19 protein-coding genes and 1 pseudogene are annotated in these 19,686 nt (G+C 75.0%); 14 read left to right on the plus strand and 6 right to left on the minus strand.

Annotated elements, in window-relative coordinates:
• Window positions 1-3 precede the first annotated feature (3 nt).
• The 3 genes from ACH4PU_RS04800 to ACH4PU_RS04810 all read left to right on the plus strand — a co-directional run bounded on the left by ACH4PU_RS04800 (window position 4) and on the right by ACH4PU_RS04810 (window position 2,620).
• Complete coding sequence (locus ACH4PU_RS04800) at window positions 4-1,158, plus strand: glycine amidinotransferase (protein WP_398265998.1); 1,155 nt, start codon at window positions 4-6, stop codon at window positions 1,156-1,158.
• A gap of 5 nt (window positions 1,159-1,163) precedes the next feature.
• Window positions 1,164-2,105 (plus strand): zinc-binding alcohol dehydrogenase family protein, encoded by a 942-nt coding sequence (locus tag ACH4PU_RS04805; protein WP_398266001.1) that lies wholly within the window; start codon window positions 1,164-1,166, stop codon window positions 2,103-2,105.
• 95 nt (window positions 2,106-2,200) lie between these two features.
• Window positions 2,201-2,620, plus strand: coding sequence for a cold-shock protein (locus tag ACH4PU_RS04810; RefSeq protein WP_398266004.1), 420 nt, complete (start codon window positions 2,201-2,203; stop codon window positions 2,618-2,620).
• Between the two features lie 350 nt (window positions 2,621-2,970).
• On the opposite strand, the gene ACH4PU_RS04815 is transcribed toward ACH4PU_RS04810, so the two are convergent.
• Window positions 2,971-4,170, minus strand: a complete 1,200-nt coding sequence (locus tag ACH4PU_RS04815) for an FAD-dependent monooxygenase (protein WP_398266007.1) — start codon at window positions 4,168-4,170, stop codon at window positions 2,971-2,973.
• A 194-nt stretch (window positions 4,171-4,364) separates the two neighbouring features.
• Here ACH4PU_RS04815 and ACH4PU_RS04820 point away from each other — a divergent pair, with 194 nt between their 5' ends.
• The 4 genes from ACH4PU_RS04820 to ACH4PU_RS04835 all read left to right on the plus strand — a co-directional run bounded on the left by ACH4PU_RS04820 (window position 4,365) and on the right by ACH4PU_RS04835 (window position 8,122).
• Window positions 4,365-5,594: an MFS transporter gene (locus ACH4PU_RS04820; RefSeq protein ID WP_398266010.1), complete on the plus strand. Its 1,230-nt coding sequence runs from the start codon at window positions 4,365-4,367 to the stop codon at window positions 5,592-5,594.
• 76 nt (window positions 5,595-5,670) lie between these two features.
• Entirely contained in the window at window positions 5,671-6,756 is a 1,086-nt protein-coding gene (locus tag ACH4PU_RS04825; RefSeq protein WP_398266013.1) for an S-(hydroxymethyl)mycothiol dehydrogenase, read from the plus strand.
• The gene (locus tag ACH4PU_RS04830) at window positions 6,756-7,385 is read left to right on the plus strand and encodes an MBL fold metallo-hydrolase (RefSeq protein WP_398266016.1); all 630 of its coding nucleotides are present in this window, start codon (window positions 6,756-6,758) and stop codon (window positions 7,383-7,385) included. The genes ACH4PU_RS04825 and ACH4PU_RS04830 overlap by 1 nt, the downstream gene beginning before the upstream one ends.
• A gap of 104 nt (window positions 7,386-7,489) precedes the next feature.
• Window positions 7,490-8,122, plus strand: a complete 633-nt coding sequence (locus tag ACH4PU_RS04835; RefSeq protein WP_398266019.1) for a pyridoxamine 5'-phosphate oxidase family protein — start codon at window positions 7,490-7,492, stop codon at window positions 8,120-8,122.
• Window positions 8,123-8,333: 211 nt separating this feature from the next.
• On the opposite strand, the gene ACH4PU_RS04840 is transcribed toward ACH4PU_RS04835, so the two are convergent.
• Entirely contained in the window at window positions 8,334-9,902 is a 1,569-nt protein-coding gene (locus tag ACH4PU_RS04840) for a long-chain-fatty-acid--CoA ligase (protein WP_398266021.1), read from the minus strand.
• Between the two features lie 150 nt (window positions 9,903-10,052).
• A pseudogene (locus tag ACH4PU_RS04845) lies at window positions 10,053-10,517 on the minus strand (L,D-transpeptidase); the annotation flags it as partial.
• A 456-nt stretch (window positions 10,518-10,973) separates the two neighbouring features.
• On the opposite strand from ACH4PU_RS04845, the gene ACH4PU_RS04850 reads away from it, so the two are divergent.
• Window positions 10,974-12,008 carry a hypothetical protein gene (locus ACH4PU_RS04850; protein WP_398266024.1) on the plus strand — a complete coding sequence of 345 codons (1,035 nt, stop codon included), beginning with the start codon at window positions 10,974-10,976 and terminating at the stop codon, window positions 12,006-12,008.
• A gap of 78 nt (window positions 12,009-12,086) precedes the next feature.
• Complete coding sequence (locus ACH4PU_RS04855) at window positions 12,087-12,611, plus strand: GNAT family N-acetyltransferase (protein WP_398266027.1); 525 nt, start codon at window positions 12,087-12,089, stop codon at window positions 12,609-12,611.
• Between the two features lie 14 nt (window positions 12,612-12,625).
• Here ACH4PU_RS04855 and ACH4PU_RS04860 read toward each other — a convergent pair whose 3' ends face one another.
• Window positions 12,626-12,943 (minus strand): hypothetical protein, encoded by a 318-nt coding sequence (locus ACH4PU_RS04860; RefSeq protein ID WP_004942040.1) that lies wholly within the window; start codon window positions 12,941-12,943, stop codon window positions 12,626-12,628.
• A gap of 129 nt (window positions 12,944-13,072) precedes the next feature.
• Window positions 13,073-14,824, minus strand: a complete 1,752-nt coding sequence (locus ACH4PU_RS04865; RefSeq protein WP_398266030.1) for a pentapeptide repeat-containing protein — start codon at window positions 14,822-14,824, stop codon at window positions 13,073-13,075.
• A 171-nt stretch (window positions 14,825-14,995) separates the two neighbouring features.
• Between ACH4PU_RS04865 and ACH4PU_RS04870 the strand changes: the two genes are divergently transcribed.
• The 3 genes from ACH4PU_RS04870 to ACH4PU_RS04880 all read left to right on the plus strand — a co-directional run bounded on the left by ACH4PU_RS04870 (window position 14,996) and on the right by ACH4PU_RS04880 (window position 16,506).
• The gene (locus ACH4PU_RS04870) at window positions 14,996-15,574 is read left to right on the plus strand and encodes a gluconokinase (protein WP_398266033.1); all 579 of its coding nucleotides are present in this window, start codon (window positions 14,996-14,998) and stop codon (window positions 15,572-15,574) included.
• A gap of 76 nt (window positions 15,575-15,650) precedes the next feature.
• Entirely contained in the window at window positions 15,651-16,055 is a 405-nt protein-coding gene (locus ACH4PU_RS04875; RefSeq protein WP_398266037.1) for a tautomerase family protein, read from the plus strand.
• Window positions 16,056-16,110: 55 nt separating this feature from the next.
• A complete protein-coding gene (locus tag ACH4PU_RS04880) occupies window positions 16,111-16,506 on the plus strand; it encodes an NUDIX domain-containing protein (protein ID WP_398266040.1) in 396 nt (131 codons plus the stop codon).
• A 65-nt stretch (window positions 16,507-16,571) separates the two neighbouring features.
• Here ACH4PU_RS04880 and ACH4PU_RS04885 read toward each other — a convergent pair whose 3' ends face one another.
• Window positions 16,572-17,549 (minus strand): sporulation protein, encoded by a 978-nt coding sequence (locus tag ACH4PU_RS04885; RefSeq protein ID WP_398266043.1) that lies wholly within the window; start codon window positions 17,547-17,549, stop codon window positions 16,572-16,574.
• A 96-nt stretch (window positions 17,550-17,645) separates the two neighbouring features.
• Here ACH4PU_RS04885 and ACH4PU_RS04890 point away from each other — a divergent pair, with 96 nt between their 5' ends.
• Window positions 17,646-18,086 carry a hypothetical protein gene (locus ACH4PU_RS04890; RefSeq protein WP_398266046.1) on the plus strand — a complete coding sequence of 147 codons (441 nt, stop codon included), beginning with the start codon at window positions 17,646-17,648 and terminating at the stop codon, window positions 18,084-18,086.
• A 121-nt stretch (window positions 18,087-18,207) separates the two neighbouring features.
• On the plus strand, window positions 18,208-19,488 hold the full coding sequence (locus tag ACH4PU_RS04895; protein ID WP_398266049.1) for a wax ester/triacylglycerol synthase domain-containing protein: 1,281 nt from the start codon (window positions 18,208-18,210) through the stop codon (window positions 19,486-19,488).
• Window positions 19,489-19,686: the final 198 nt, after the last annotated feature.

Genomic DNA, 19,686 nt, shown 5'->3' on the forward strand with positions numbered 1-19,686 from the left:
CGCATGTCCCTGAACAGTTACGACAGTTGGTCCCCCTTGCGTGAAGTGGTCGTCGGCTCGGCCGAGAACTACTCCTCCCACGAGCGGGAGCTGTCCTTCGACCTGTTCTTCCACGACGAGATGCCGTACAGCCGCATGTACTACCCGCGCCACCGGGCGCCGGGGGAACAGGAAGGAACCGACACCGGGGCCCGGCAAAGCCCCATCAAGAAGCGCTACGTCGAGGAGCTCCAGGAGGACGTCGAGGGGATGGTCGAGACCCTCACCTCCCTCGGCGTCACCGTGCACCGGCCCGCGCCGCTCGCCGAGCACATAGAGGTCCGCACGCCGACCTTCCGGGCCGCCGTCATCCCGGCCCTCAACGTCCGCGACAACAGCATCGTCCTCGGCGACGAGGTCATCGAGACGGCCCCGCAGGTGCGCGCCCGCTACTTCGAGACGCAGCTCCTCAAGCCGGTGTTCGCCGACTACTTCCGGCGCGGCGCGCGCTGGACGGTCATGCCCCGGCCGCTGATGACCGACGCCTCCTTCGACCTGTCCTACGTCACGGCGCACACCGCCCCCGGCGAGCTGATGGAGCCGATCACCGATCCCCGGCCGTCGCCGTACGACGTCGGGCACGAGATGATGATCGACGGGGCGCAGTGCCTGCGGCTGGGCCGGGACGTCTTCGTCAACGTCTCCACCGCCAACCACGCCCTCGGCTGCGACTGGCTGGAGCGCCATCTGGACGGGCGGTTCCGGGTGCACCGGCTGGACTCGCTGTCCGACAGCCACATCGACAGCACCGTGCTGGCGCTCCGCCCCGGGCTGCTGCTGGTGCGCACCCCGCAGATCGCCGAGCGGCTGCCCAAGCGGCTCCGCTCCTGGGACATGATCTTCCCGCCGGAGCCGGAGGACAACCAGTTCCCGGTGTACGACGATGACGACCTGCTCCTGACCAGCCGCTACATCGACCTGAACGTGCTGTCCGTCGCCCCCGACACCGTGCTCGTCAACTCCGCCTGCCCGGAGCTGATCCGGACGCTGGAGAAGCACCGCTTCACCGTGGTGCCGGTGCGCCACCGCCACCGCCGCCTCTTCGGCGGCGGCCTGCACTGCTTCACCCTCGACACGGTCCGGGAGGGCTCCGCGCCCGAGGACTACCTGGGGGGCTGAGCGGCATGCGAGCGGTGGTGATACGCCGGTTCGGCGGTCCTGAGGTGCTGGAGACGGCGGAGCTCCCGGAACCGGTCGCCGGTCCGGGCGAGTCCGTCGTCGACGTGGTGCTGGCGGGCGTCAACTACGGTGACCTGGAGGTACGGGCGGGCGTCTATCAGCCGCCGCGGCTGCCGGCGGTCCTCGGCGCGGAGATCGTCGGCGTCCGGCGGCGGGACGGCCGGCGGGTGGCCGCGCTGCTGCGCGACGGGGGCGGCTACGCGGAGGTGGCCGTCGCCCGGGACGCGTACACCGTGGAACTCCCCGACGGCATCGACGACCCCTCGGGCGCCGCCCTGGTCGAGCAGGGCTGCACGGCGTACGCCGCCCTGGTCACGGCCGGCCGGCTGCGGGCGGGGGAACGGGTGGCGGTCGCCTCCGCCGCCGGCGGTGTCGGCCACCTGGCGGTGCAACTGGCCCGCGCCCTCGGGGCGTCCGTGGTCGCGGGGACGGCCTCGTCGCCGGCCAAGCGGGAGTTCGTCCGCCGGCTCGGCGCGGACCACGCGGCCGAGGGGCCCGAGGAGCTGCCGGCGCTGCTCCCGGACGGCGTGGACCTCTACCTGGACTCGCTGGGCGGCCCGCGCGTCGAGGCCGCGCTCGCCGCCCTGGCCCCCTTCGGCCGGCTCGTCTCCATCGGCCACCGCGAGGAACCGGCCGTCGTCGCCGTCGACGCGCTCACCCGGCGCTCGCTCGGCGTGGTGACGCTGTGGATGCGGCAAGTCCTGGAAGCGGACGGCCTGTTCGCGGAGGTGGCCGGCCGGGTCCTGGCGCTCGCCGGCGAGGGGCGGCTCGTCCCGCACGTCGACCGGATCGTCGCGCTGGACGGCGTCGCCGGCGCGCACGAGGCCGTCGCCGCCCGGGAGACGTGCGGCAAGCTGCTGGTGGACGTCCGGGCGGCGGGGTGTTGACACGGGGATTGTGCCGGGCGGCGGCGGCTGGATAAGGTCCCGACGGGCCCGCGACAGGGCCGTTGCTGGCACGCGGTGGTAGGTGGGGAATGTCTGTGGTCACGGGTAAGATAATTCGCTTCGACGAATTCCGGGGGTATGGGTTCGTCGCCCCGGACACCGGCGGCGAGGATGTGTTCGTCCACGTCAACGACGTCCAGGCGGACAAGCGCCTGATCGTCCCCGGCGCTTTCGTCGAGTTCTCCGTGGAGGAGGGCGAGCGGGGCCTCAAGGCGTCCCACGTCCGCCTGCTGGACCGGACGTCGGCCCGGCCCGTGGAGGTCCCGGCGGAGGGCTACGTGCCCGGCCCGTCGGGCGACGACGGCGACTGCGACGTGCTGTCCGCCAAGGAGTTCACGGACGAGGTCACCGAACTCCTCCTCGGCGCGGCGCCCACCATGACGGCGGAGCAGATCCTCCTGGTCCGCCAGCGCCTCGTCCGCCTGGCCGTCAACCACGGCTGGGTCGAGGCCTAGAACGCCAGGCGGTGCGCCGCGCTCCCGGGCGCGGGGCACCGGACGATCGGAGAGGTCCGGAACCATCAGTTCCCCGCACGCCCCCGGCCGGCCGGCCGCGCACTACACCGTCACCGCCTACCCGAAGGACTCCGACTTCCCAGCGAGCGAGACGGAGCTGACGGACGCCGACCCGGCTTTCCTCGCCGGGCTGTTCGGCATCCCGGTCGAGCGGTTCGTGGACGTCTACCCCATGGACGCCGAGCACATGGCGGTGCTGGAGCGGACGGCCGGCCTCGCCTTCGACCCGGCCGCCTACGACTACTTCCTCGAGGTCACGGCCGGCTGACGGCGGACGGGCGTCCGCCCGCTCACCCCCGCGCCGGCGTCGCGAGCGCCCCCACCGGATCGTGCCCGTGGATCCAGGCCAGCCGGTCCGGGAGCGTGGTGAGGTGCGCGTCGCGGGCCGTGGCCTGGGGGCCGTCGGGAAGGTGGAGGCAGGTGGCGTTCTGCCGGGAGCCGGCCTGGATGGCGCGGGTTCTGGGGCGGCGCGTCAGCTCGTAGCGGCGCAGGGCGGCGGGGACGTCGGCCGGCGCGGCGCCGGCGAGCAGGGCGGCGAGGACGGCCGCGTCCTCCAGCGCCTGGTTCGCCCCCTGTCCGTGGTGCGGCAGCATGGGGTGCGCGGCGTCGCCCAGCAGGGTCACCCGGCCGCGCGTCCAGACGCGCCGGGGCTCGCGGTCGTACAGCGCCCAGCGGCCGGGGCGCTCGACGGCGGCCAGCAGGCCGGTGAGGGCCGGATGCCAGCCGTCGAACGCGGCCAGCAGGTCGGACGTCCGGCCTTCCGTGACCCAGGACTCGACGGTCCACGCGGGGTCCGGGACGACGGCCAGGAGGTTGAGCAGGCGGCCGCCCGCGACCGGGTAGACCACCACGTGCCGGCCGGGGCCGACCCACAGCCACAGGACGGGCTCGGCGAGTTCGGGCAGGTCCGGCAGCCGGTCGAGGGGGACGAGGGCGCGGTAGCCGCTGGTGCCGGAGAAGACCGCCTCGTCGGGGCCGAAGACGGCGCCGCGGACGGCGGAGTGGATGCCGTCCGCGCCGACCACCGCGTCCGCCTCGGCCGCCGAGCCGTCGGCGAAGCGGACGACGGCGCCGTCGGGGGTCTGCTCCACGCCGGTGCAGCGGGCGCCGAAGCGCACCGGTATCCCGTCGGCGGCGGCGAGCAGCGCGTCCTGCAGGGCGGAGCGTTCGAGGTGCCAGAAGGGGGCGCCGAACCGCCGCTCGTAGCCGTCGCCGATCCCGAGCCCGGCCACCGTCCGGCCCGTGCGCCAGTGCCGGAAGTCGACGCGCAGCGGGGCGACGGACGTCGCCGCGAGCCGCCGGTCGACCCCCAGGGAGCGCAGCACCCGGTGGCCGTTGGCGCCGATGGCGACGCCCGCGCCGGTGGCCGTCGGCTCCGGCGCCTGTTCGTGGACGACGGCGTCGAGGCCGCTCCGCCGCAGCGCGACGGCGGTGGCCAGTCCGCCGATGCCCCCGCCGACGACCGCGATGCTGGGCCGTCTTCCGGCCATGGTCCGCTCCCTCCCGCCCGGCGGTCCGGTCCGCGTCCCGCCCGGACGCCGAGCCTACCCACGGGTCGACGGGCCGCGCACGGGTTCGGTTCCGGACGATCGGCCGACGTGCCGACCGGCGGGTGGCGGGTTTCCGACAGGAGTTGGCACATTATCGGAAGCGGGACGCGCGAGGGAGCCGTCACGATCGGGGGGTGCCGAAGAACCGATCCCTCACTTTCCGCGACCGCCCGATCGCGCTGCTGTCCTCGGGACATGCCTGCGTGGACGTCTACCAGGGAGCCGTCGCCGCCCTGGTCCCGTTCTTCGTCTCGGAGCGGGCCTACACCTACGCCGCCGCCTCGGGCGTCGTCCTGGCCGCCTCGCTGCTGTCGTCGGTGGTGCAGCCGCTGTTCGGGGCGCTCACCGACCGGTGGGCGATGCCGTGGCTGCTGCCGGTGAGCACGCTGGTGGCCGGGGTGGGCGTCGCCCTCAGCGGGCTCGGCGGCTCGTACGCGCTGACGCTGGCCGCCGTCGCCGTGTCCGGGATCGGGGTGGCCGCGTACCATCCCGAATCCGCACGGGTGGCGCGCCGGGCGAGCCGGGGCAGCCATGTGGCGATGGGCTGGTTCTCCCTCGGCGGCAACCTCGGCTTCGCCGCGGCGCCGCTGCTGGTCTCCGCCGTCGTCGCCACCGGCGGTCTGCGGGCGACGCCGCTGCTGGTGCTCCCGGCCGTCGCGGGCGCGGCCCTGTGCGCCGCGGCGCTGCGCGGAGTCCGCGCGCCGGGGGACGCGGCGGGCCCGAAGACCACGCCCCGCCCGGCCGGACGGGACGACTGGGCGTCGTTCCGCCGGCTGACCGGGGCCATCATGTGCCGTTCGGTCGTCTTCGTCGGCCTGAGCGCGTTCGTGTCGCTGCACGTCCGCCAGCGCACCGGCTGGGGGCAACTGGCCGGTACGGCGGCCCTGTTCGTGCTGTACGTCGGCGGCGCGGCGGGCACGGTGGCGGGCGGGAAGCTGGCCGGGCGGTACGGGCGGACGACGGTCGTCCGCTGGTCGTACGCCCTGGCGGTGCCGGCGGTCGCGGGCGTGGTCCTCGTCCCCGGCCCGGCGCTCTACCTGTTCGTGGCCCTGACCTCGGCCGCGCTGTACGTGCCGTTCTCCCTGCACGTCACGCTCGGCCAGGACTACCTGCCGCGCCGGGTGGGCACCGCGAGCGGCGTCACCCTCGGTCTGGCGGTCAGCGTCGGCGGCGTCGCGAGCCCGCTGATCGGCGCCCTCGCCGACGTCTCGTCGCTGCGGGTCGCTCTCGCGCCGCTGATCGCCCTGCCCGCCGTCGGCTGGCTGCTGCTGCGCCCGCTGCGCGAGCCCGACGCGCCGGTGGCGCCCCGCGTGTCCGGCGCGGCGCCGGCGGCCGATGCCCCGAGCGCGCCCCGCGAGGCGTGAGCCGCGTCGTTGGACGCCGGGTGCCGTGGTGCGCGAGAGTGGCCCGAGACGTAATGATCAAGGAAGGGACAGTGCCGTGGCACAGGAAGTCCGGGGCGTGGTGGCGCCGGGGAAGAACCAGCCGGTGCGGGTCGAGACCATCGTGGTGCCGGACCCGGGGCCCGGCGAGGCCGTGGTGAAGGTGCAGGCGTGCGGCGTCTGCCACACCGACCTGCACTACAAGCAGGGCGGCATCAACGACGACTTCCCGTTCCTGCTGGGCCACGAGGCGGCCGGCGTGGTCGAGGCGGTCGGCGAGGGCGTGACCGAGGTGGCGCCCGGCGACTTCGTCGTCCTCAACTGGCGTGCCGTCTGCGGCCAGTGCCGGGCCTGTCTGCGCGGCCGCCCGCAGTACTGCTTCGCCACGCACAACGCCCGGCAGAAGATGACCCTGGCCGACGGCACCGAGCTGACGCCCGCGCTGGGCATCGGCGCGTTCGCGGAGAAGACGCTGGTCGCCGCCGGCCAGTGCACCAAGGTCGACCCCGAGGTCTCCCCCGCCGTCGCCGGGCTGCTCGGCTGCGGCGTGATGGCGGGCATCGGCGCCGCGATCAACACCGGCGGAGTGGGCCGCGGCGACTCGGTGGCCGTCATCGGCTGCGGCGGCGTCGGCGACGCGGCGATCGCCGGGTCGCGGCTCGCGGGCGCGGCCCGGATCATCGCCGTCGACATCGACGACCGCAAGCTGGAGACCGCCCGCCGGATGGGCGCCACCCACACGGTGAACTCGCGGTCCACCGACCCGGTCGAGGCGATCCGCGAGCTGACCGGCGGCTTCGGCGCCGACGTGGTCATCGAGGCGGTCGGCCGCCCGGAGACGTACGAGCAGGCGTTCTACGCCCGCGACCTGGCCGGGACCGTCGTCCTGGTCGGCGTCCCCACCCCGGACATGCGGATCGACCTGCCGCTGCTCGACGTCTTCGGCCGCGGCGGCGCCCTGAAGTCCTCCTGGTACGGCGACTGCCTGCCCTCCCGTGACTTCCCGATGCTCGTCGACCTGCACCTCCAGGGCCGGCTCGACCTGGCGGCGTTCGTCACCGAGACCATCGGCCTGGGCGACGTCGAGGCGGCCTTCGACCGGATGCACCAGGGCGACGTGCTGCGCTCGGTGGTGGTGTTCTGATGCCGGCCCGGATCGACCACCTCGTCACCTCGGGCACGTTCTCCCTCGACGGGGGCACGTGGGAGGTCGACAACAACGTCTGGATCGTGGGCGACGCCCAAGAGGCGATCGTCATCGACGCGGCGCACGACGCGGACGCCATCACGCGGGCGCTCGGCGACCGCCGACTGCTGGCCGTCGTCTGCACCCACGCGCACGACGACCACGTCAACGCGGCCCCCGCCCTGGCCGAGCGCACCGGCGCGCCGGTCCTGCTGCACCCCGCCGACCGGCCCCTGTGGGACCGCACCCACCCGGACCGCGCGCCGGACGGCGAGCTGGCGGACGGGCAGGTGCTGCGGGTGGCCGGCACGGAGCTGACCGTGCTGCACACGCCGGGGCACGCGCCGGGCGCGGTCTGCCTGCACGCCCCGGAGCTGGGCACGGTGTTCACCGGGGACACCCTGTTCCAGGGCGGCCCGGGCGCCACCGGGCGGTCGTTCTCCGACTTCCCGACCATCGTCGCGTCGATCCGTGACCGGCTGCTGACCCTCGACGCCGCGACGGTCGTCCGGACGGGCCACGGCGAGCCGACGACGATCGGCGCGGAGGCACCGCACCTGGAGGAGTGGATCGCCCGCGGCCACTGAGCCGCGCGGGCCTTCGGGCGCGCCGGCCGGCCGGTGACCGGACCGGCCGGCGCGCCTAGGATCGACAGCGTCACGGAGCACACCGCACGACGGGGGGAACCACCATGGACATGACGGACCTGGTCGAGATCACCGAGCCCGGCGAACTGACGGAACTCCTCGGGGAACCCGTCCCCCGCCTCCGCGACAAGACCCGTGCCCGGCTGGGCGAGCTGGACCGGCAGTGGCTGGAGCGCTCGCCGTTCTGCCTGGTGGCGACCTCGGACGCGGACGGCAACTGCGACGTCTCCCCCAAGGGCGACCCGGCCGGCGGCCTGGCGCTCGTCCTGGACGACACCACCCTCGCCATCGCCGAACGCCCGGGCAACCGGCGGGCGGACGGCTTCCACAACGTCCTCTCCAACCCCCACGTCGGCCTGGTCTTCCTGGTGCCCGGCCGCGGTGACACCCTGCGCGTCAACGGCCGGGCCCGGCTGGTGCGCGAGGCGCCGTTCCTCGACCGGATGACCGTCAAGGGCCACCGCCCGCTCCTCGCTCTGCTGGTCGAGGTCGAGGAGGTCTTCTACCACTGCTCGAAGGCGTTCCTCCGCTCCGATCTCTGGAAGCCGGAGACCTGGCGGCCGGACGAGGTCCCGTCCCGGGCGCGCATCGCCAAGATCCTGGAGCGGCCCGAGGACTCCATGGAGGAGCTGGAGCGCTATTACGGGGCGCGGTACGCGGAGCGCCTGTACGGCTGAGGGGGGTTGCCCCGGTCCCGCCCTTTCACCGTTTCTTGCGGGGAGGGCCCCGCACCCCCTGAAACCGCGCTCCGCGCGGTTGTCCTCAATCGCCGGACGGGCTGATTTCAGCCCGCCCGGCGATTGAGGACGAGCGGCGAAGCCGCGAAAAAGGGGGTCTGGGGCGCAGCCCCAGGAAACGGTGAAAGGGCGGGACCGGGGCACCCCGCCGTCAGCCGACGGCCGCGCCCCGCAACACGTTCTTGTCCACCTTGCCCGTGGCGTTGCGCGGCAGCGCCGCCACCACCTCCACCGACGTGGGGCACTTGAACCCGGCGAGCCGCTCGCGGCAGAACGCCCGCAGCTCCGCCGGATCGACCGGCACCCCGTCGGCCGTCACCAGGACGGCCCGTACCGCCTCGCCCCACTTCTCGTCGGGCACCCCGACCACGGCCGCCTCGAGGACGGCGGGGTGCTCGGCCAGCACCCGTTCGACCTCGGCGGGGCAGACGTTCTCGCCGCCGGTGATGATCAGGTCCTTGAGCCGGTCCTCGACGAAGACGTAGCCGTCCTCGTCGATCCGGGCCAGGTCCCCGGTGCGCAGCCAGCCGTCGTCGGTGACGGTCTCCGCCGTCGCGGCGGGGTTGCCGAGGTAGCCCTTCATCCGCCCGGGGGACCGGATCCACAGTTCGCCCCGGTGGCCCGGCGGCAGCTCGGCGCGGGTGGCGGGGTCGACGACACGGGCCTCGACGCCCGGCATCGGACGGCCGGCGGAGACGAGGCGGTGGGTCCGGCCGGGGTCGCGGTGGGCCTCGGGGGCCAGGGCCGTGGCGGCGCCGGAGAGTTCGGTCATGCCGTAGAGCTGGAGGAACCGGACCTCGGGGAACAGCGCGAGCGCCCGCCGCAGCACCGGGAGCGGCATGGGCGAGGCGCCGTAGAGGCAGTACCGCAGCCCGGCGAAGGCGGCGACCGCGTCCGGGCCGCCGGAGAGGATGCCGGGCAGCAGGGCCGGCACCAGCAGCAGGTGGGTGGCGCCGTCGGCGACGGCCCGGCAGATCGCCTCGGGGTCGGCTTCACGCAGGACGACGGTGGCGGCCCCGGCGAGCAGTGCGGTGACGGCGTAGCAGACGCCGCCGACGTGGAAGAACGGGAGGACGGCGAGGCTGCGGTCGGCCGGGCCCATGGGGAGGACGGCGAGCAGCGAGGCGCTCTGCTCCAGGATGCCCCGGTGGGTCAGTTCGGCGCCCTTGGGGGTTCCGGTGGTGCCGGAGGTGTAGAGGACGACGCAGGTGTCGTCGGGGTCGAGGTCGTCGCGGGCGGCGAGCGGTTCGGCGCCTGCCAGCAGCGAGGCGTAGGTCTCGGCGCCGTCGCCCGGTTCGGCTCCGTCGCCGGTGACGACGAGGCGGGGCGGGGCGTCCAGCGCGCCGAGGGCCGTCCGTACGGTGTCCAGCACCTCCGCGTCGGCGAAGAGGACCGTGGCGCCGGAGTCGGCGATGACGTGGGCGAGTTCGGGCGGGGCGAGGCGCCAGTTGAGGATGGCGGTGGCCGCGCCGGTGCCGGCGGCGGCGAGGACGGTCTCCAGGCAGGCGAGGCCGTTCCGGCCGACGACGGCGACCCGGCTCCCCCGGGCCGCACCGAGGGCGTGGAGGGCGCCGCGCAGCAGGTCGGCGCGGGAGCGGAGGGCGCTCCAGGTGAGGCGGAGACGGCCGCAGACGAGTGCTTCGGCGTCGGGCGCGCGGGCCGCCCAGTGGGCCGGCAACTCGTGCAGCAGGCACGGGCGTTGTACGAGCGGTGTGGGCATCCGTTCCCCCCGGTCGGCGCTCCGGGCAGCGTACCCGCGCACCGGTCGGTCCGCTACCGGCGGACCGGCGGGGAGCACAGCGGCGGGCCGGGGGGGAGCACACCGGCGGGCCGAGGCGTCGAAGGCCCGGCCCGCCGGCGCGCGGCCCGGTCAGGTGCCGGGCTTGCGGCCGTAGATGAAGACGTCGTCGCCCTTGTGCAGCAGGTTCCAGTACGCCTGGGCGTCCTTCATCCGCATGTTGACGCAGCCGTGGGAGCCGGGCGGCGAGTAGACGCTGCCGCCGATGGCGTGGAACGCCTGCCCCCCGTCGAAGAACTGGCTGTACGGCATGCTCACGTCGTACAGCGACGAACGGTGGTCCTTGTCGCGCCAGTAGACCTTCTTGAGGCCGGTGCGCGTGGCGAAGCCCTTTCTGCCCGAGCGTATGTGGACCGGGCCGTACTTGATCTTCTTGCCGTCCTGTATCCAGCTCACCTGGCGGGTGAGGTCGACACAGGCGATGCGGCCCTTGTCCGTCGGGCAGGAGACCTTGGCGGGCGCCTTGGCCGGGGCCTTGGCGGGGGCCGCCTCGGCGGTCCCACCGGCCGTCACGGCCAGGGGGACGGCCAGTCCGGCGGCGCCCAGGACGATGCCCAGCCGGGTCCGCAGAGGGGTGCGTTTCATTGTCATGAACGGTAAGACCATCGAAATCCCCACTTGGTTGCATACCGCACCCGCCGCTTCGGATACCGCTTCCGGCGGAATCCGATCTTCCTCCGGCTCCCGGTCGACCAGCCGCCCACCTGGGGTTAGGCTCGTCCGGGCGGCGGGGCGAACTCCCTTGCGTGCCACGGCCCTTGCCACGGCACCCGCCTCGTCCTCCGCCTGCCCCCGTCGGCCCCGCCGACTCCTCGGCCCCGGGAACACCGGCCCGCCGACCCGTCCCCCCGTTCCCCAGCACCAGGACCTCCTCGTGACCCTCCCCCCGCCCGCCGCCGGCCCGCCGGCCGTCCGCTCCGCCCGCGTCCGCGCCCGGACCACCGCCCACCGCCCGCCCGCCACCCGGCCGGCCCTGCACGACGGGGTGGGCTGATGGCCAGGGAGACGACGGCCCCCGCCGCCGACGGCTTCCGCCCGGTCCACCATCCGGCCGGACTCGACGACGCCCTGCGGATCGCGGTCGAGGAGGTGTGGGCGGGCCGCTGGATGGCCATGCGGGACCTGCTGGAGCGCACCGGCGCCGACTGGGCACTGCGCACGGCCCGTACCCAGGTCCTCGGCGCGGTGGCCGCCGGTTCGACGATCGTCGAGGCGTGGGCCGCGGAGGAGGGCCACAGCGTGGACGCCCGGGTGATGTGGGCCCGGGTGGTGGTGCAGCGGGCGCAGCGCGCGCACCGGCAGCGGCACCCGGAGGCCGTCCACCTGGAGCACCAGGCCCGTGAGGCGTGCCGGCTGGCGGTCGAGGCCGCGCCCGGCGACCCGGTGCCGTGGATCTGCCTGCTGACGCTGGCCTCGCTGGACGAGCGCCAGGAGCGGCCCGAACACCAGCTCCAGCCCTGGGAGATCATGCTGCCGCCGGGCCCGTGGGGACTGCTCTCCCGGATCTGGGAGCGCGACCAGTGCAACCGCGAGGCGTTCCACCGGATGCTGCAGTTCTTCCAGGCGTGCACGACGGGCGCGGCGGCCTCCGTGTCGGCGGTCGACTTCGCCCGCTGGGTGGCGTCGTGGGCGCCGGCCGGGTCGGCGCTGCTGACGCTGCCGCTGTTCGCCTACGCCGATCTGCACCGGCGGCAGGCCGCGGATCCGCGGGGGCAGGGCAGGTCGGACGCGCTGCTGCGCTCGCAGTGGTCGGTGGACCCGATCCGCTCCGAGACGCTGCGGGCGTACCAGGGCTGGTTCGCCGCCCTGGGCCGCGGCGGGCCGGCGCCGCTGTCCGTGGCCGATCTGTCGCACCTGGCCTTCGCGATGTGGTCGGCCCGGCACTACGCGGAGGCGGCGGAGGTGTTCGCGGCCATGGGCGCGCACACCTCCGTCCAGCCGTGGGCGTCGTTCACCGCCGACCCGAGCCGGCCGGACCTGGCGACCGAGGAGTTCCTGCGGGCGCGGCGGCACTGCCTGGGCGCGTGACGGGCGGACGCGGCCGCCGCCGCCCGGGAGTGACCCGGATCACGGCCGGGCGGCGGGGAGTTGTGCGATGTTGCCCGGATGAGCGCTTCCGCGGATCCGTCCGGACCGGTCACCGTCCGTCTCACCGACTACTCCGCCACCGACATCTTCGGCGACGCCGCCGACCCGTCCGGCGTCGGGCACTTGGGGTTGACCTGGCGGCCCAAGGACGAGCACTTCGGCGTCCGCTGGGACGGCCGCCTGGTGGCCCACGCGGGGCTGGTGGACCTGCCGTTGACGGCCGGCGGCGTCCGGATGGACGTGGCCGGGCTCGGCGGGGTCGCCGTGGCGCCCGGGATGCGGGGCCGCGGCCTCGCCCGGCGGGCCGTCACCGCCGCCATGGACGACGCCCGGTCCCGGGGCTTCTCCTTCGGCCTCCTCTTCTGCCTGCCGGACCGGGTGGGTCTCTACGAGCGGCTCGGCTGGCACCTGGTGACGGACGAGGTGGAGGTGGAGCAGCCCGACGGCCCGCGCGTCATGCCGCTGCGGACCCTGTGGACCGGGCTGCGGGCGGGGGCCGCCTGGCCCCCGGGGCCGGTACGCGTGCACTCGCTGCCGATGTGACGGAGCGTCGGTGTTCAGTGCCCCCCGAAGCGGACGCTGGAGAACGCCGCGTCGCGCGGCGCCCGCTGCCCGGGGGCCACGCGCACGGCCGTGCCCGAGCACTTCTTGCCGCTGAAGATCGTGGCCGGGGAGTCCGTCCCGTTGTGGGCGCCGTGCGCTTCCTGGCTCATGGTGAAGCAGCGGTTGTCCGGCGGGTTCTCGACGAAGAACGGCTTGTTCTTGGGGCCGAGGAAGCCGAACGGGCCCTTCGCGGCCACCGCCGCGTCCACGGGTCCGGCCATGGCCAGCGCGAGCCCGGCGAGTACGACGACGATCGGACGGAAGAGACGCATCTGCGGTCCTTTTCCCGGTGATGGGCGATGAGCCCGGAATGAGTTCATCGCCCTCAACGACGCCGCCCCCGCGCACGACACGTGCGGTGTCAACTCCCCGCCGGGGGCGGACGCCCGCCCGGGTTCCGTTCACCGCCGCACCCGGTTGCGGACGGCGACCGCGGTGACGCCCAGCAGGACGGGCGCGACCAGCCGGAACGTCCCGTCCACGCAGGTGCCGGCGAGGGTGAGTTCCGGGGTGCCGGAGCGGAGGCCGACGGCGCTCAGGACCGTCCGTACGGAGGTCTCCAGCCGGCCGCCGGCCGTCCCCCGCTCCGGCTGCGCCCGGGCCGGGGACGCGGCCGGTACGGGCCGGTGCGGCTCCGGCGGCAGGCCCCACAGGGCCACCGCCGCGACGGTGGCCAGGGTCGTGGCCAGCAGCCACAGCAGGGTGCGGCCGACGCGCAGCGCGTAGCCGGAGACCGCCCAGTAAAGGAGGAGCAGGGTGCGCCGGCCGTCCGTCCGCTCGCCGCTGTGGCGGCGCATCTCCATCTCGCCGTAGTGGAAGTCGCCGGCGCCGGGGTGGTTCCTGCCGTTCTCCAGCGAGGTGCGCAGCTGCCGGTAGGTGGAGGCGAGCGCCGCGGGCGGGCGGACCTCGACGCCCTCCGGCGCGGGCGTCCAGCCGCGGGAGCCGCGGGCGGCGCGCCAGTGGTGCTCCTCGGCCAGCACCTGGCGCGGGGCCCACCGCCGGACGGGCAGGAGGGGCACGCGGAGGCCGGGGGTGCGGGCGAAGACGCAGCATCCCTCCAGGCCGAGCCGGTCGAGGTGGAGGGCGCCGCCGAACAGGCAGGAGGAGAGGTCGAGGTCGTTGAGGGCGAGGTTGCCCGCGTCGGAGCCGCTGAGCGAGCGGACGCGGACGCCCGGATCGCCGGACGCGACCACCTCTTCGAACGGCCGGCAGCCGGCCGCCCCGGACAGGAACGGCCGGGGGTGCGCGGTGACGCTCAAGGACCGTTCGGCGATGACGTCGACGAGGTCCACCGTGGCGTACCGCAGCCGCAGCGCGGCGCCGGAGGCCCAGGAGGACTTGCGGCAGTCGACGGACCCGGCCGCGGCCTCCAGGGTGGTGGTGCCGAGGAACCGCGTCCAGGAGAGGTCGAGGGTGCCCCGGCAGGCCAGCGGCCCCAGGGCGGGGGCGGTCCGGAAGGTGGCGCCGCGGAAGGTGGCGCCGGCGTGGAAGACGGTCGCGCCGAAGTAGCAGTCGCCGTGGAAGTCGGCCTCGCGGAAGCAGACTTCGCCGGCGAGGCGGGCCGCGCTGAAGTGGGCGCTGTCCTGGAACGCGGCCCGGGCGAAGCCGGCTCCCGCCGGGAACCGCGCCCGGCTGAACCCCGCGTCGCGGCGGAAGCACGCCTCGCCGAATCCGGCGTGCCCCGCGAACCGCGCGTCATGGAACCACGCGTGGTCAAGGAACGACGCCTTCCGGAACGATGTCTCGTCGCCGAAGGCGGTGTCGTTGAAGTCGGCGCGGCCGAGGAACGCGGCGCCGTCGAAGCAGGCTCCGTCGGGGAACGCCGCCCGGGTGAAGCGCGCCTCCGCGAGGAAGAGGGCCTCCTCGAACGCCGCGTGGCCGACGACGGCGCGGCCGGGACCCTCGTCGTACAGGGCGTCGAGGAGCGCGTCGAGCAGGTCGTCGGTGAAGGTGGTGCCACGGTGGTCGACGCGGGCGCCGGGGCGCAGCCCGGCGAGGTACGCCGCCCGGCCGGGCCCGTCCAGGTGGGCGAGGCAGGCGCGGGGCCCGCCGCCGGGCCGCGGCACCGCGCGCCCACGGCAGCCGACGGGGTCGTCCGGCCCGGCTCCGCGTCCGCAGCGCGGCCAGACCGGCGGCCGGGGTGCGCGTGTCATGCCGGGCGGGACGCGGCGGCCGGGCGGCCCGGTTCCCGGCGGCGGGCCGCAGGGCATGCGCACCCTCACCTTCCGAAACCACCCGAAAGAGAAGCGACTTAAAAGCAAAAAGAGACGAATAAAGATGAAAACCGCCGAAGCGGAACGATCCCACCGACCTACCGTCCCGCCATGACGCGACCTGCTGCCTCCACCGCCCATCCCTCCCGTCCGTCCTTCGCCCGCCCCCTGCCGCTCGTCGTGGTCATGGGCGTCTCCGGGGCGGGCAAGACGACGGTCGGCCGGCTGGTCGCGGACCGCCTCGGCGCCCCCTTCGCCGACGCGGACGCCTTCCACCCGGCGTCCAACAAGGCCCTGATGGCGGCCGGCATCCCGCTCGGCGACACCGAACGCGCCCCCTGGCTCGCCACCATCGCGGACTGGCTGACCGCCCACGCCGCCGGGGGCGGGGTCGTCACCTGCTCGGCGCTCAAACGCCGCTACCGGGACGCCCTGGCCCGGACGGCCCGGCGCGCCCTCTTCGTCCACCTGGACGGCCCCGCGGAGGTCATCGCCGACCGGCTCGCCCACCGCACCGGCCACTTCATGCCGGCCTGCATGCTGGGCTCGCAACTGGCCGACCTGGAACCCCTCGCACCGGACGAACACGGCGTCCGCGTCCCCGTCGACCGCCCCGCGCGGCAGGTCGCCGACCTGGCCCTCGCCCGTCTGCCCTGCCCGCACGGCACCGGGGCCGCCTGCCCGCGCTGATACCCCGTCACCTTTCTGTACCTACTGGTATGTACACTCGTCGTGCAGGAACGTTCCCGGCAAGAGGAGCCCCGCCATGCCCCTGGTCCGCATCGACACCCTGGGAGCCGGCCGCGACCGGCTGGACGCGCTCGGCCGCGCCGTCCACGACGCGCTCCAGGAAACCCTCGGCATCCCTGCCGACGACCTCTTCCAGATCCTCACCGACCACGACGGCACCACCGGCACCCTCCGCTACGGCGGTTACCTCGGCGTGGACCGGGACGAGGGCATCGCGTACATCGCGATCACGATGCGCGCGGGCCGCCCCGCCGAGCGGAAGCGGGCCCTGTACCGGCGCATCGCCGAACTCGCGCACGCCTACGCCGGCGCCGAACCGCGGAACGTCTTCGTCACCGTCACCGAGAACGCCTCGGCCGACTGGTCGCTGGGGCACGGAGAGGCGCAGTACGCCCCCGGTCCCGGCCCTGTGATTGCATGACTCCTCCCGCGCGGCACACCGGCCGCCGGAGAGGACCGGAGAAGGAGCGGAACCCGTGCTGATCGACACGGTGGCCTGGGTGCGGGTCGAGGACGGGCGGGTCCTCTGCGCGAGGCCGAAGGGGAAGGACGTGTTCTATGTGCCCGGCGGGAAGCGGGAGGGCGCGGAGAGCGACCTGGAAACCCTGCTGCGCGAGGTCGAGGAGGAGCTGACGGTCCTCCTCGACCCCGGGACGGTCGCCCACGTGGGCACCTACGAGGCGCCGGTACCGGAGCTGCCGGACGGCACGGTGGTCCGGATGAGCTGCTACACGGGCGAGTACGGCGGGACGCTGACGGCCAGTGCGGAGATCGAGGAAGTGGCCTGGTTCTCGTACGCGGACCGCCCGCTCGTCCCGCCGGTCGACCGGCTGCTGTTCGACGACCTCAGGGCGGCGGGCCTGCTGCGCTGACGCCGACGCGGGACGGGTGCCGGCCGTACGGAAGCCGCCGCGCTGTCCTGATCCCGGCCGTCGTCCTAGTCGTCGTCCCCGCCCTCGTCCTCGAAGAAGTCGCCGATCTCGTCGACGACTTCGGCCGCCACCAGCCCGCCGACCACACCGGCCGCCACACCCGCCGCACCGGCGGCGACGACGGTGCCCATGCCGGGGCCGGACCGGTGGCCGCCGTCGTGGAGCCGGCCCTCGCGGTGGATCCCGTGGTGCGGCTCCTGGTGCGCCCGGCGGGCGCCGTGGTGCTCGACCAGCCGCTGCACCCAGGACTCGACCTCCGCCGACCAGTCGCGTCCCGCCGTGTCGTGGCCGACGTGGAAGCGGGTGGCGACGTCGTGCCCGCCGGAGAGGAAGCCGCCGCGCTTGTCGGCCTCCAGCACGACCTCCATGCCGTCGGGCGCGGCCAGGAAGGTCACCTCGATCTCGTGGACGGCGTACGCGTACTGCGGCGCCGGGGCGAACTCGATCTCCTGGTAGAAGGGCAGCCGCTGGCCGCTGCCACGGATGTGGCCGAGCTCCAGGTCGGCGGAGCGCAGGCCGAAACCGAGCCGGCCGAACGCGTCCAGGACCGCCTCCTGCGCGGGCAGCGGGCGGACGGTCAGCGGGTCGAGGTCGCCCTTGTCCCGCGCCCCGGCGACGGCCAGTTCGGTGCGGACGCCCAGGACGGTGCCCAGCGGCCGCCCGTACAGCTCGGTCACCGGTGTCTCCCACGGCACCGGCACCGCGAACGGGATGTCGCGCTCCTCGCCGGCCGCGAGCCGGAAGCCGCCGGCGACCGTGTGCCGGTCGAAGACGACGGTGCCGTGGTGCTCCTCGTCGCCGCGCTCGGCCTCGACCCGGGCCTCGAACTCCAGCGTGACGTGCTCGACGTCGAAGTCCGCCTTGCCGCCGCGCAGCCGGACGTGACCGGTCAGGGCGCCGCCGGGCGGCACCGGGCCGTCCAGGACCGTGTCGACCGTGGGGCCGCCCACGCCGAGCGCACCGAGCAGCTTCTTGAACACCATCGCGGCGTCCCCCGCCTTCTTTTCCCTCTGTGTTCCGTACCGTGTACGGCACCACCTTGCCCTGCCCGGGCGGCCCGCGGAAATTCCCCTGATCAGATGACCTTCCCCGGGAAGGGCCCGCGTCCCCGCCCGCCGGCCGGTCTACTGACCGCCGACGGCCGCGCCACCCGGGTGCGGCACTTGGAGACGGGGAAGACATTGGGCATCAGGAAGAAGACCGGGACCGTGCTCGCCGCCCTCGCCCTCGGCCTGGTGGCGGCGGCGCCCGCGCAGGCGGGGGTCGACGGGCACTGCGGCAAGTACCTGTGTGTGATGACGGCCCATCACAACCGGTTCGTGCAGGACATCACGGTGGAGACGAAGGACGGCCTGCCCGGCACCCTCCGCGCCTACTGGGGCGACTACCACTCGCCGAAGGCGCACGCCGCCTCCCACCGCTGGGAGGTGGGCCGGGAGCAGAAGGGCGCCAAGCTGGTCTGCGGCGGGCTGGAGCGCGACGGCCGGACCATCGAGGACGGCGTCTGCGTCACCATCTGACGGCCGGGCCTCCGCCGGCTGTGTCCCTGCCGGTCCGCGGCCGGGCCGGGCGCCATAGTGGCTGTCTGACGGGCGGCGCCCCCGCCCGTCGGTCAGCCACAGCGCAGGAAGGGTCCCGGCAATGCTCGTGCTTCCCACGGACCGCGGCCACGCCCCCGTCCCGTTCGGCCCGTCGGACAGGTACCAGTACCTGCGCGCCCGGACGGCGGCGGACCCGGCCCGCACCCACGTCTGCATCGCGGCGCGGATGACGGGACCGCCGCCCGGCCGCGAGGAGGTGGAGCGGCTGGTGGCGGACGCGGTCGCGCGGGTGCCGGCGCTCGGGTACCGGGTGGCCGGTACGGGCCGCCGGGCACGGTTCGAGCCGGCGGGCGCGCTGGACGTCTCGCTGCACGTCGAGGAGGTCGAGGTACCCGCCGGACGGTCCCTGGGCCGGTGCGCGCTGGACGCGCTCGCCGCGCCCCTGCCGGCGGACCGGCCGCTGTGGGGCGTCCGGCTGATCCGGGGCCACCGCCCGGACGAGTACCTGCTGGCCTACCGGGCGGCCCACCTCTTCCAGGACGGCCTGGCGATGGCGCAGGCCATGGGCGCCGCCCTGTCCGGCGCCCGGCTGCCCGCACCCGCGCCCCGGCCCGCGCCCCGGACGCCGTCGCCGCGGACGGTGCGCGCCTGCGCGCGGTTCCTCCCGCACCTGTTCGGGCGCACGGCGCACTGGCTGCCGCCGGGCTCCGCCGTCACCGGCGGGCGGACGCTGCACACCGCCACCCTGGACCGGTCGGTGTTCGACGAGGTCACCCGCCGCACCGGCGCGTCCGCCGCCCAAGTGGCGCTCGCCGCGCTGGCCGGCGCCCTCCGGGCGTGGACGCCCGAGCACTGGTGCGGCGCGGGCGGCCGGCGGCAGCGCCGGGGCCTGCGGGTCTATCTGCCCGTCAGCCTCCGGCACCCCGGAGACCGCGCGGCCCTGGGCAGCGCACTGGGCGTCATGCCGCTCACCCTCCCCTGCGCCGAGCCCTCCCCCGCGCGGCGGCTGACGGACGTCGTCCGGGACACCGGGCCGATGACGCTGTACCGGTTCCGCGAGCTCTTCGGCTGCCTCCTGCGGGCCCCGGGGCCGGTGGCCTGGCTCGCCCACCGCGCCGTACACCACTGCTCGCCGCCCCGGCTGGGCGTCACCGTCATCCCGGCGGACGCCCACGCCGCCGTCCCGGGCATCGCGGGCCTCATCCCGGTGTCCCCACCGCTCGGCTCCTCTCCGGGCGGCTGCGTCTTCGTCCTGGAGAAGACCCGGGTGTCCGTGTCGTTCCTGTTCGACGCGGGCGTGCCGGGCACGGAGCGGCTGCCGGGTCTATTGGGGGCGGCACTGGAGGAGCTACGGGGGGCGCATAGCCCGTCCGGCGTTTGAGGACCTCGCGGCGAAGCCACGGTGCCGGGGTTCGGGGCAGCGCCCCGGAGGAAACGGTGAAATGGGGGTGCCCCCTCTGGGGGAGGGACTGGGGCACACCCGAAAGCCCGGCGCCAGGAAGGGGATGCCACTCCGCCGGACAGGTCGTCCCCCCGCACGCGACCGGGCGCGTCCCGTGACGGCTGGTGCGGCACAACC

The sequence above is a fragment of the Streptomyces sp. NPDC021100 genome, assembly GCF_044333095.1.
In the GTDB taxonomy this organism is placed as follows: domain Bacteria; phylum Actinomycetota; class Actinomycetes; order Streptomycetales; family Streptomycetaceae; genus Streptomyces.

What these genes read in the sequence shown, in the direction of transcription:
- ACH4PU_RS04800 (WP_398265998.1), top strand. Translation starts at nt 4, where the DNA reads ATGTCCCTGAACAGTTACGACAGTTGGTCCCCCTTGCGTGAAGTGGTC.
- ACH4PU_RS04805 (WP_398266001.1), top strand. Translation starts at nt 1,164, where the DNA reads ATGCGAGCGGTGGTGATACGCCGGTTCGGCGGTCCTGAGGTGCTGGAG.
- ACH4PU_RS04815 (WP_398266007.1), bottom strand. Translation starts at nt 4,170, where the DNA reads ATGGCCGGAAGACGGCCCAGCATCGCGGTCGTCGGCGGGGGCATCGGC.
- ACH4PU_RS04830 (WP_398266016.1), top strand. Translation starts at nt 6,756, where the DNA reads ATGCCGGCCCGGATCGACCACCTCGTCACCTCGGGCACGTTCTCCCTC.
- ACH4PU_RS04835 (WP_398266019.1), top strand. Translation starts at nt 7,490, where the DNA reads ATGGACATGACGGACCTGGTCGAGATCACCGAGCCCGGCGAACTGACG.
- ACH4PU_RS04840 (WP_398266021.1), bottom strand. Translation starts at nt 9,902, where the DNA reads ATGCCCACACCGCTCGTACAACGCCCGTGCCTGCTGCACGAGTTGCCG.
- ACH4PU_RS04850 (WP_398266024.1), top strand. Translation starts at nt 10,974, where the DNA reads ATGGCCAGGGAGACGACGGCCCCCGCCGCCGACGGCTTCCGCCCGGTC.
- ACH4PU_RS04855 (WP_398266027.1), top strand. Translation starts at nt 12,087, where the DNA reads ATGAGCGCTTCCGCGGATCCGTCCGGACCGGTCACCGTCCGTCTCACC.
- ACH4PU_RS04860 (WP_004942040.1), bottom strand. Translation starts at nt 12,943, where the DNA reads ATGCGTCTCTTCCGTCCGATCGTCGTCGTACTCGCCGGGCTCGCGCTG.
- ACH4PU_RS04865 (WP_398266030.1), bottom strand. Translation starts at nt 14,824, where the DNA reads ATGACACGCGCACCCCGGCCGCCGGTCTGGCCGCGCTGCGGACGCGGA.
- ACH4PU_RS04870 (WP_398266033.1), top strand. Translation starts at nt 14,996, where the DNA reads ATGACGCGACCTGCTGCCTCCACCGCCCATCCCTCCCGTCCGTCCTTC.
- ACH4PU_RS04875 (WP_398266037.1), top strand. Translation starts at nt 15,651, where the DNA reads ATGCCCCTGGTCCGCATCGACACCCTGGGAGCCGGCCGCGACCGGCTG.
- ACH4PU_RS04885 (WP_398266043.1), bottom strand. Translation starts at nt 17,549, where the DNA reads ATGGTGTTCAAGAAGCTGCTCGGTGCGCTCGGCGTGGGCGGCCCCACG.
- ACH4PU_RS04890 (WP_398266046.1), top strand. Translation starts at nt 17,646, where the DNA reads ATGACCTTCCCCGGGAAGGGCCCGCGTCCCCGCCCGCCGGCCGGTCTA.
- ACH4PU_RS04895 (WP_398266049.1), top strand. Translation starts at nt 18,208, where the DNA reads ATGCTCGTGCTTCCCACGGACCGCGGCCACGCCCCCGTCCCGTTCGGC.